The following is an 11068-nucleotide window of genomic DNA, read 5'->3' as shown; positions in this document are numbered from 1 at the left end:
CCATCCGGACGCGGCCACCCCCGGCCGCCACTTCCCCCGTTGGAGGAGACCCCTCGTGAAGAACCTCAAGCCCGCCCTCAGCGGCGCCCTGTTCGTGGTCCTGCTCGCGCTCGCCACCGGCTGCGCCGACGCGCCCGACGAGAACCAGATCGTGGACCTGGAGCCCGTGCAGGACTCCGCCGAGTCCCCCGCCGCGCAGGAGGAGGTCCCGGAGTCCGCCGAGGAGGAAACCCCCGGCGCGGTCGAGGAGGAGTTCGGCTCCGAGTACACCTACGCCGACGGCCTCACAGTCCGCCTGGCGGGGGTCGAGCGCCGCGTCTCCGGCGAGTGGGACATGCCCGAGAGCACCCCGTACGTGTACTTCGACGTGCAGTTCGACAACGCCACCGGCGCCCCGGTCGACCTCACCTACCTCTCGGTCTACTGCCAGGTCGGCGAGGAGGGCCGCACCGCCGAGGACGTGTACACCGACCAGACCGGCACCGGGTTCACCTCGGCGGTCATGGACGGGCGCACCGCCACCGCGGGCTTCGGCTGCGCGCTCCCCGAGGAGGAGTCCTACCTCCAGGTCGAACTGACGCTCAGCGACTGGGAGGAGATGGACGACTACGTGCGCGAGACCGTCTACTTCGTCGGCGACATCGCCTGAACCGCTCCGGCAGGGGCGAAGGGGCCGGTTTCGGCCGGTTTTCCCTGATCCCCTGCCGGGCTGTTCGGCGTTCCTTATGCTGAACGGTACCGCTCTCCCAAGAGCACCCGCCGCACAAACCCCATCCCCTATCCCCCATACGCCCCCACAAGAGAATGAACGCTTATGAAGGCAAACGAGACCACCTTCCAGAAGCTGGTCGAGGGCTCCAAGCAGTTCCAGATCCCCCTGTACCAACGCCCCTACTCGTGGGGTAAGGAGGAGCTCCAGCGGCTCTGGGACGATCTCACCGAGCAGGTCGCCACCGATCTGGCCGCGGAGGAGTCGGGCAGGCCCGCCTCGCCGCACTTCATGGGATCGGTCGTCCTCGCCCCGGGGGTGTCCTTCGCCAGCAAGCTGAGCCGGTCCCTGGTCATCGACGGCCAGCAGAGGCTGACCACCCTGTCCATCGCGCTGGCCGCAATCCGCGACCGCCTTCAGGCAGTCGAGATCCTGGACCCAGAGGACTTCAGCGGAGCCGACAAGATCGATGGCGTGTACCTGATCAACCAGTTCGAGAAGAAGGACGACAGGTACCGGCTCTCCCCCACCCAGGTCGACCGGGCCTCCTATCACTCCGTCATCCGAAAGTCCGCGAGCGCCGGGACCGACGACAACGTCGGATTCGCCTACAACTACTTCTCCCGCATGGTGGTCGACTACGACGAGAAGCAGCTCATGCGGATGGAGGAGACCATCGGTCACCGGCTGACCCTGGTGGAGATCGTCGCCGAACCTGGCGACAACGTGTACCGGATCTTCGAGTCGCTCAACAACACCGGCAAGGGACTGAGCCAGACCGACCTGCTACGCAACTACGTCTTCATGCTCCTCCCCAAGAGTGGCGAGGAGGTCTACGACGACGTCTGGTTGCCAATGCAGGAGGAACTGGGGCCCGACAGGTTGGAGACTCTCGCCTGGCTGGATCTGGTGTTGCGAGGCGACGACCGCGCCAAGCAGAGCGAGGTCTACCACGGCCAGAAGGAGCGCTTGGAGAAGGCGGCCCGTGACGGCGGGGAGCCCGCCCTGCGCGAGGAACTGGAACAGCTCCGGCGCCGGGGGCGGCTGCTCCTGCGTGTCATCGATCCCGGGTACGAGGACGCCCCCGAGCTGGCAGCGGTGCTACAGCGGCTGGTCGACTGGGGCAACATGATCTACCGGCCGCTCGCCCTACACCTGATGGACTTGCGCGACCAGGGACACGTCGGCACTGAGGAGCTGGTACGGGCCCTGGGGTACGTGGAGAGCTTCCTGGTGCGACGAATGATCGCCGGTGTGCCCACGCAGGGGCTCAACCGTATCTTCACTTCCTCACCCAAGGAGATTCGTCCCGGCGGTTCCGTGGCCGACTCCGTGCGCCGCTACCTATCAGATCCGCGCAGGCGCTGGCCCACTGACAGCGCTCTGACCGAGGCCGTGGCCAACCGCAACTTCTACTGGTCAGGCCGGGGGCCACAGCGCACCTACGTACTACGCAGACTTGAGGAGAGCTACGGTTCCCCCGAACCGGTCGACTTCAGCAAGGCCCAGTTGAGTATCGAGCACGTGATGCCGCAGAGGCTGACCAAACAATGGAAGGTCGTCCTCGGCGGGCAGACCGCACCCGGAGAGACACATGAGGAGCTGCACGCACGACTCCTCCACACTCTGGGCAACCTCACCCTGACCGCACAGAACTCCAAACTCTCCAACCACATGTTCGAGCGCAAACAGAGCATCTTCGACTCCAGCGCGTTGTGGATGAACAAGAAGATCGCCGACACCGCGAGCTGGGGACGACCCGAAATCGAATCGCGTGCCATTGATCTGGCACAACGAGCTCTCGCCTTGTGGCCCGCTCCGCTGGACGCGGGGCAGGACGCCGGTCTGCTGGAGGAGACAGTCCAGGAACAGATCGGCGAAGCACTGGCCATGGTAGCCGCGGAGAGTTGGACCACCCACAGGGAGCTGGCGCTCCTGGCGGGGACGAGTCCCGCGACGGTGGCCGACTTTTTGGAGAAGCACCAGCACGCGGTACAGCACGACCGTGTCTTCGCGAACACGGCTGTCGCCGAGCGGGCCGGGGTGGACCGTGACCGCTTCTTCTCCGCCGCCGCGCTAGCCGAACTGCTGGGGCTGGAGATCGACAGGGCGGTCGAGCGCGAGCGCGGTTTCCGAGACCAGCTGTTGGAGTGCCAGCAACCTGAGACGGCACGAGCGACCTTGGAGCTCCTCGACGAATGGACCGCCTTGGGCGGTGCGCTGCGGTGGGGGGACGGGATCGAGACCAGTTGCTTCATGCGGACCTGGGACCAGGCGACGTCCTCGCACCAACGGTGGGCCCTGACCCTATACCCCCGGCTGGGCACCGCGGAGGTGGTGTTCCAGCACATGCGCGGCCGCCCGCCGTTCGATGCGGTGGAGATGCGGCGTGAGTTGCTCGACCGCCTCAACGCCGTCCCGGGCGTCGCCCTGCCGGAGGACGCGCTCGAAAGGCGGCCGAACTTCCGTTTGGAGGCTCTGGTGGGCGACAGCGGGCGACAGGTGCTGGAAGTGCTCACGTGGTTCCGCGAGCGCTGCCAGGAATGGCTGACCGCACGGGGCTGAATCCGTGGCTGGTCGGAACCTGGTTCCGACCAGCCAACCCGACGGGTTACCCGCGAAAGTCTTCCGTGGTGTCACGTCAGCTGGTGCGATCACCCTGTCAGGCTTCCGCGCCGAAGGCCTTTCGCGTCCTCTGGGGTGAGAGGCGAATAGGGTACTGCCCCTTCGGAATCATCCCTCCCCGCCTACGCCCCCGCCTGCGCGGCCAGTTCGGCCAAGACCTCGAAGGCGCCGGGCACGTCCAGGGCTCGCGCCGCGTGCGCCCGGTTCAACAGCTCCTCCGGCAGGTAGGCGTCGTAGCGGTCCACCGCCTTGTCCCGGGCTTCCGCGGCCAGCTCCACCGCATCGGGGCGGGGAGCGCCCAACAGCCGTCCGGCAGTCTCGGCCAGACGCTCAGGGGTGGCGTCGCGGACGAGCAGCGCACACCCCGACCGCGAGGCCGTCATCCCATAACGTCGCAGCAGCTGGCACACGGTGTCGATCACCACGTCACCCCGCCAGGCGAACACGCACAGACCGTCCTCGTACGCGTGGACCGGCGAGCGGCGCAGACCCAGGTCGCCAAAGGACGAACGTGCCTCCTCCAGCAGGATCCGGGCCGCGTCGTCCAGGTAGGCGGGGACATCCGTGCCGGTGTACACCTCCCGCATACGCGCCCGCACCCCGTCGCTGACCGGAGATTCGGTTCCCATGAACCCCGGAGGCGGGCCGCCGGCCGAAGCGGGTTCGACCAGCACGCGAGCTTCCTTCCGGTTCACCTCCACCACCCGCCACGTGGCCCCTCCGAAGGTCAACGGAGTTCCAGCCATGAGCGATGGGGGCACCGGTACCGTGCCGAGCCGGTTCCCGGAGGCGACCACCTCGAACTCCTCCACCGTGGTGAAGGCCGCGTAGAACGAGTAGTGGTTGACCTGGCGCTCACCCTCCGGTCCCAGAAGCAGAAGACCGCCGCGCTCCTGGGCAAGCAGTCCGTGCTCGCCCATCCCCCGGAGCAGTGCTGTGAAGGTGTCCCGGTCCACCCCGGGGAAGACCCCCGAGGAACACAGCACGCGGTACAGGCGCGCCGCGGTGGTGCCGTGCTCCTGGGTGACCAGGGCCAGGATCTGCTGGACGAGGGTGGAAAGGTCCGGACTGTCCAGGCGAGGCGGCTCGTACCAGCGGCGCAGCAGCAGGTCGACGGTGGCAGTCGTCTCCACCAGGGCGGTACGCAGACGCTCCAACGGATCCTCGGGGCGGCTCTGCTCCGTGACGTAGACCAGCAGCCGCGCCGGATCGTCTCCCCGACCCGAGCGGCCCAGGCGCTGCCGCAGGCCCGCCACGTCCGGGGGGACTCCCACCTGCACCACCCGGTCCACCCATCCCACGTCGATACCGAGTTCGAGGGTGGAAGTGCACACCACGGTGACCGGTGCCGCCCGCTGTTTGAGGCGCTCCTCGGCGCGGGAGCGCAGTTCCGCCGACAGGGAACCGTGGTGCGGCAGGAAGGGATTGGCGATCCGGTCGCGCTCGGCACGCTCGGCCAGCAGCGCGGTGTAGCCCTCCACTCCGGCGCGGGAGTCGGCGAAGACCATGTTGTGCCCGCGCCTCAGAGTCCGGTACAGGTGGTCGGCGATGTCCGCGCTGACCGCGCCCGCTCCCCGCTCATCGGTGAGGTCCTCGACGTAGCCGCGGACCTGCAGACGTACCTGCCTGCCCTCCCCTTCGTCGGCCACGATCACCACGCGTTCACCCCCTCCGGGACGCAGGTACTCCGTTGCCCCGCCGAGGTCGGCAAGGGTGGCCGACAGCCCCACCCTCGCGACCCTGTGTCCGGAGGCGGCCTCGACCCGCGTCATGAGGGAGCGCAGCTGCGCACCGCGGTTGGTGCCCAGGAAGGCGTGTAGTTCGTCGATGACGATGTGGGACAGCGCACCGAACATCCTTGCGGCACCGCTGCCGTCCAGGACGAGGAGTGCCTCCAGGGACTCGGGAGTGATGAGCAGGATCCCGTCGGGATCGCCCCGCAACCGGTCCTTGACGTTGACGGCCACGTCCCCGTGCCAAGGGGTCACCGGGATGTCCAGGTCCGCGCACAAACCGCGCAACCGCTGGTACTGGTCGTTGATGAGGGCTTTGAGCGGACTGACGTAGAGGGCGCGAACACCGCCACCGTGCTCCGCTCCCCGGCCAGCGGCGACCAGCGCCGAGCAGATCGGCAGGAAGGCAGCCTCGGTCTTGCCGCCTGCGGTGGCGGCGGTGACGATCACGTCGGTGTCGCCGGCGAGGATGGGGGCGATGGCGCGTTCCTGAATCGGGCGCAGGGAGGGCCAGCGCCGTCGCCACACCCAGTGCTGCACGGAGCGGTCCAGCAGTTCGAACCCGCTCCGCTTCTCCCCGGGGACCGGATCACATCCGGAAGGCAGCGAGGTGCTCGTCATCGTCGGTGTCCTGAGCTGTAGTCGGAAGCAGGTCGGGATTGGCTTCGGGGGCCAGCTCCACCCGGGTGAGCAGGTCTGTCCAACGGGCTTGGGAGTTCTGCCGGAGCACGTCCATCAGACCGACGAACTCCTTGATGGTGGAGCGGGGGGTGCGGAAGTACGCCTCGCCCACCCGGCTGTCACAGTGCCGCATGAACGCCTCGACGGCGTCGTCGGTGAAACCGGGCAGGTCCTGCCCGTTGCTGGTGTAGACGTCGCGAACCTTCTTGAGCAGTTCGTAGAAGTGTTCCTTGGTGAAGCTGCCCAGGCGCATGACGGGACCGTGGTAGTCGACCAGCCCGTTGCCCGCGTAGGGGTTCTCCTCCAGGCGGGAGCGCAGCGCCTCGTAGGAGTAGAGGCCCCGGTGCGGGTTGGTGAGGAAGTCGGGGGTGCCGCCGAAGAGGAAGCCCAGGTGGGGGGCGAGGCCCTGCTGGGTGTCGTTGATGATGTTGAGGATCTGCTCGTAGTTGGACTTGCGGGCTGCCGCGTGATTGATCTTGTACAGGTTGACCATCTCGTCCAGGCACACGAGCAGCCCCCGGTACCCGGCCATGGTGACGAAGTCGGCGAGGAGTTTGAGGTTGTCGAACACGTTGCGGTCGTCGATGATCTCCCGTACCCCGAGGTCGCGGGCCTCGGACTTGATGGCGTACTCGGCGTGCAGCCAGCGCAGGGCCTGATCCCTCCTGTTCTCGTCGCCCTCGTGGTAGGCCTCCCAGTAGGCCTCGACGACCCTGGCGAAGGTGGGACCGGCAGGGTGTTCACGCAGGCGGCGCAACCGGCTGCGGAGCAGGTCGCGTACGGGGACGCCCTCCGTCTCCGCTTCCTCTTCAACCCTGCCGACGAATCTCTCCACCACCGAGGTGAGCGCGCGACCGCCGGGCCTGCCGCGAGTGGCCATGTTGGCCACCAGTTCCGAGTAGAGCTTGCGGGCCCGTCCCTGGGAACCGTGCAGGCGCCGATCGGGGGTGAGGTCGGCGTGTACGGTCACCAGGTCCTCCCGGTGCGCCACCATGCACATCAACCGGAGGAAGTAGGTCTTGCCGGAACCGTAGTCGCCGATGACGAACCGGCTCGTACCCGCCCCGCCCCTGATGTGTTTGAGGCTGTCCAGGATCGCAGCGATCTCCTTCTCCCGCCCGACCTGGATGAGCTGAGCTCCCCTACCGGGGACCACTCCGGTGCGCAGTGCCTCCAGGAGCGGCCCCTGCTCGCGCTGGAGCACCCGGGGTTTCTTCACGGGCAGGTTCATCGAGTCATCTCCTTGAGCAGTGCGCTGTTCACGGACACGCGTGTGTCCTCTTCCACGAGGACGTCCTCTTCGTCCACACCCCAGGCCGCCTCGTTGATGGTGTCGACGGCATCGAGGACTTTCAGCCCGTACCAGCAGGCCAGTCGGGCCACGTCCGCGAGCTTCCATTCGCGGCGCTCGCCCAGGTCGACCAACAGGCGAACGTAGGGCTCCGCCAGCTGGGGGACGGCGGGCGGCGCGGAGGCGGTGACCGTCTCGGGAGCGGGCTCGGAGTCGGCGGAACGGTCCGTGCGACCCGTGCGAGCGGGTGCGGCACCGCGCTCACTCAGCCGCAGTCGGAACACCCCCTCTGTGCCGAGGCGGCGGTGGATCCACAGCAAAAGATCTATCTGGCGGGCGGTGAGGTCGCCTGTGGCCTCGGCACTCTCCAGGAGCAGGTCTCCGGCGCCCTCACGACCACGCAGAGGCAGGGAGGCGAGCACGGCCACGAGGTCGGCGAGGGACTCGGGAACCCCTCGTTCGCAGGTGTGGAGCTGGAAGCGGCTCAGCTCCTCCAAGTCGAGGTCAGTCAGATAGCAGAGGCCGCGGACCAGGCTCGCCCGGACCCCGGCGCCCGGCCCGGTGGAGCGGAGGGCGAGTTGGAGTCCGAGCAGAGCGTGGGCGCGCACCAGCCGCTCAGTGGAGGATGTCCCGGGAGAAGCGACGGTCGGGGACTGCTCCTGGGGATCGGATACGCGATCCTGCTCCGGTTCCGTGCTCTGGGCGGTGTCGGGTGCGGTGTCGGGTGCGGTGTCCGACCGTACCTGTCCGGTATCCGCGGAGGTCTGCGGTCGGGCGGCCCGCACCGGCTCCGCCCCCACGGTGGGAGAGTTCGCGGGTTCGGAAGCCCCGGTACCGGGTTCGAAGGGTTCGTGGTCTTCGAGGGATGCGCTCCCTTCCTCTCCTGTCTCCGTCCGGAACAGCGGCACCGGCACTGTCCCAAGGCCGGGGCAGCGAGACCTGTGGATGTAGGTGCGTTCCGGGGAACCCTCAGATCCGTGCAGTCCCGCCTGGCGGACGTGCCGGCACAGGCGGACGAGCTGGTCGACGTCGTGGACCACCTCGGGAAGGACGACGAAGACGTCACGCAGCTTCTCCAGCTCCCGGCTGATCGGGGCCACGTCGGGGGTGTCCGTCCGCTCGGCGCGCAGCATCTCGACGAGACGGCGTTCCAGACCGTTGAGGAAGAGCCTGGCGAAGACCACCGGAGCGGGTTCGGTGCGCTCTCTGGAGAGCCACAACAAGTATTGGCCGCGCTGGCGCGGGGAGAGTTCGAAGTAACTGGTGAGCTCTCTTGCGACCCGCTCGTCCCCGACCGTGTCGGCGCGCTCGATCGGCAGACTCGAATCGAGTGCCGAGGCCCACTGGACGTTGTCGACCAGGTCGGGGTCGGGTGCGTGTCCGGTGTAGAGCATCCCCGACGGGACGATGTAGGGCCCCACCCTGACGGGGGTCCCCGGGGCGCGCCACAGGGACCAGCGACCGGAACCCTTTTCGGAGACGCTGCCCCCACCGGAGGGGACGGGCACGTCCTCACGGTCGCGACGGGGCGGCCCCCCGAGCCGTACCGTCTTCCCCGAGTTGGTTTCGGGACCGGCCTCCGCGTCGCTCTCGGAGGGCCTCGGCGAAGAGGAAGAACCCACCCTGGTGTACTCGTCGGTCGCGTCCGTGACGAGCACTCTCAGCGACGTCAGGGCGGGTGCGTACCTGGAGTAGTCCGAGACGTCGTCGGTGGGCACCCGCACAGGGGAGAGCCGTGGGTGGACCGGGGTGTAGGTCCACTCCAACCGACGTTCCAAGGGCGGTAGGACGATGCCATTCGGGAAGCGTCTGGTGAAGTACTTGCGGAAGAGGGCGTGGAAACCGGGATCGGTGCGCAGACGAAGCGTCGGCTGGACACGGAGCTCATGCATGCTCCAGGAAAGAGCCCACTCGGCGTCGACGTTGCGCCCCCGCTGGGCCAGCCAGCCCAGCCCGTGAAGGAGGTGTGGTGGCACGCCATGCGTGTGCGTCGCGGCGTGGGGAGGCCTCGGTGCCCCTTCGTCTCCGCCGATGTCCGCGGCCATGCGTTCCAGAACGGCGCGCAGGCTGTCCGCCCGGGTTCGGAAGCGGCGCAGGGTCGAGTAGCGGGCGGCGACCTCACGCAGCCCCGTGACCAGGTCTCCGAGGTCGTGCCCGGCCCCAGGTCGACCCGCCAGATCGACCAGGGCGCGCTTCTCCATACCGATGATGAAGAGGAAGAGGGAGTTCTCGCCGACCTCGCCGTAACGCCTACGGGCCAGCCAGTCCAGGTGAGAGGCACGGGCCTCGGGGTCCAGAATCCCGTAGGACCTGACCTTGGTGGTGAGCGCCGTGTGCTTGGCCGTACCGCTGACGGCTGCTGAGAGCAGGGGGTCGATCGCCTCCGGAGCGACGTTCGTGTGGGCGGGCGTGCCCAGGTAGAAGAGCCCGCCGTCGATGTCCCTGCCCCCGATGTGGACGCGCTCGTCAGGACCGACCCAGCGCGGGGGTTCCGGCCTCGGCGCGGTGGAGGCGGAACGTACGGATTCCCTGTGAGCGGCGGGCGAAACGGCGGGGGGCCGCGCGGGAGAGGGTTCAGCGTGGAGCCGGGGCGAGGAACCCGAAACGTTGTCGGTCTCCGAGTGGACGGCTGTGGGCGCCTGGGCAGTCGGCACCCGGTTCGAGTCTTCGGGGAGACCCCTTCCTCTCACGTCAGCGCGGAGTTCATGGGGTGGGAGGTCGGCAAGCACCTCCTCGTCCAGGAACAGCGTTTGCCCCTCCTCCTCCACGAGGAGGGCGTCCACGGTGTCCACCGCGTACTCGTTGATGGCCTCCAGAGCCGCGCCCAGCATCAGCCCGAGCCTGCGGGCCTCTGCCGAGGCCACCGAACGCGGCCATTCGGTGCTGCTGGCGAGGACCGCGAGCAGGGCTGCGGGCCCGGCGGCAAGCCGGGCGGAGCCGTCCTCCCCTGTTTGCCCGTCGGTATCGGTTCCGTCCTCGCCTACGTCACTCGAAGCCACCGTGTGCCCGGGAGATGAAGGACGCCGGTGGGTTCCCGTCACCTCTTCCTCGTCATCGGCGTACAGGTCGGCGAGCAGCGCTTCGGAGTTGCGTACGTCGGCCTGGACCTCAGCCAGAAGACGGTGATCGAGGAAGGGGGTGGCCTCGTCCGCTGGTGCGCCAGAGGGCTCTTCGCCGCCACCGCCGCGCGTGTCCGTGGTGGAGGGCGGCCGATCGTGGTCCTGGGAGGACGAGGGAACCGGCACGGGGGTCGCGGGCGCGAAGAGGGGTGAGGGAACGAACGGGGTCCGAGCAGCAGGGGCCTGGGGGGTCGAAGGTGCGGAGCCCGGCCCAGGGGCGGATCTGGGAATCGGCGTCCCGAAGTGGACGGTGTAACCGTTCGGGTTGACGGATCGGTAGGTCCGCTGGCCCGGGGCAGGGCGCTCACCCCCGCCCGTGTGGGCCTGCCCCGGAGCGGCCAGGTGGTTGAGCAGGTCGAGGAAGCCCCGGGCCTTCTCGGCGAAGTGGACGTGGTGTTTGTGTCTGCGCAGCAGACGCTCCGTCTCCCGGCGCAGGGCAGGCAGGTCAGCGGCAGGCCATCGGGGACTGTCCAGCCTGGCCAGGGCTCGGTGCTCCAGACCGCACAGGTAGAGCAGGAGGAAATTCTGCTCGACGTACTTGTCGCGGTCGGTCAGCCAGCGCAAGTAGGTCAGGCGCGCGGGCCAGCTGTGCTGGTGGTAGGGCACGGGAACGTTGTCGGAGAGCTTGAGGGTGGAAGACTTTTCGGCGCTGACGTGCAGGTTCACGTCCACCGTGGAGATCTCGCGGGAATCCGGACGCTGGTCACGGACGATCCCGACGTAGAAGAGTCCTTCGTTGACACGCACGTTCTGAACTGTGACGGGAAACCCTCGGGGCACCCACCACAGACCCGGGGCCTCGGGCATGCCAGGAGTTCCGTCCGCCCCGCCCTCCTTGGAACTGCGAGAACGCCGACCAGCACCGAAGAGAGCCACCCCTGCGCCCACCCTCCACCCGAACCGCTAGAGC

General features: G+C 68.3%; 5 protein-coding genes. 2 read left to right on the top strand and 3 right to left on the bottom strand.

All coding sequences use genetic code 11. From position 1 onward, the window contains the following. Positions 1–55 precede the first annotated feature (55 nt). Together ACSTA4_RS06885 and ACSTA4_RS06880 are read left to right on the top strand one after the other, a co-directional pair. Complete coding sequence (locus ACSTA4_RS06885) at positions 56–649, top strand: hypothetical protein (protein WP_444962834.1); 594 nt, start codon at positions 56–58, stop codon at positions 647–649. A gap of 165 nt (positions 650–814) precedes the next feature. Further along, positions 815–3274 carry a DUF262 domain-containing protein gene (locus ACSTA4_RS06880; protein ID WP_444962833.1) on the top strand — a complete coding sequence of 820 codons (2460 nt, stop codon included), beginning with the start codon at positions 815–817 and terminating at the stop codon, positions 3272–3274. A 182-nt stretch (positions 3275–3456) separates the two neighbouring features. Here ACSTA4_RS06880 and ACSTA4_RS06875 read toward each other — a convergent pair whose 3' ends face one another. Genes ACSTA4_RS06875 through ACSTA4_RS06865 form a run of 3 tightly spaced genes read right to left on the bottom strand, consistent with a single transcriptional unit; the run spans position 3457 to position 10965 of the window. Then, positions 3457–5688: a DEAD/DEAH box helicase gene (locus tag ACSTA4_RS06875; protein WP_444962832.1), complete on the bottom strand. Its 2232-nt coding sequence runs from the start codon at positions 5686–5688 to the stop codon at positions 3457–3459. Next, a complete protein-coding gene (locus ACSTA4_RS06870; protein WP_444962831.1) occupies positions 5657–6979 on the bottom strand; it encodes an ATP-binding protein in 1323 nt (440 codons plus the stop codon). Before ACSTA4_RS06870 ends, ACSTA4_RS06875 begins: the two co-directional genes overlap by 32 nt. Continuing rightward, positions 6976–10965, bottom strand: a complete 3990-nt coding sequence (locus tag ACSTA4_RS06865) for a TerB N-terminal domain-containing protein (RefSeq protein ID WP_444962830.1) — start codon at positions 10963–10965, stop codon at positions 6976–6978. Before ACSTA4_RS06865 ends, ACSTA4_RS06870 begins: the two co-directional genes overlap by 4 nt. Between the last annotated feature and the right edge of the window lie 103 nt (positions 10966–11068).

The organism is Nocardiopsis sp. M1B1, assembly GCF_052466615.1.
The sequence above is the reverse complement of the archived record's forward strand: the minus strand, read 5'-3'. Positions and strand labels throughout refer to the sequence as shown.

What these genes read in the sequence shown, in the direction of transcription:
- ACSTA4_RS06880 (WP_444962833.1), top strand. Translation starts at nt 815, where the DNA reads ATGAAGGCAAACGAGACCACCTTCCAGAAGCTGGTCGAGGGCTCCAAG.
- ACSTA4_RS06875 (WP_444962832.1), bottom strand. Translation starts at nt 5,688, where the DNA reads ATGACGAGCACCTCGCTGCCTTCCGGATGTGATCCGGTCCCCGGGGAG.
- ACSTA4_RS06870 (WP_444962831.1), bottom strand. Translation starts at nt 6,979, where the DNA reads ATGAACCTGCCCGTGAAGAAACCCCGGGTGCTCCAGCGCGAGCAGGGG.
- ACSTA4_RS06865 (WP_444962830.1), bottom strand. Translation starts at nt 10,965, where the DNA reads ATGCCCGAGGCCCCGGGTCTGTGGTGGGTGCCCCGAGGGTTTCCCGTC.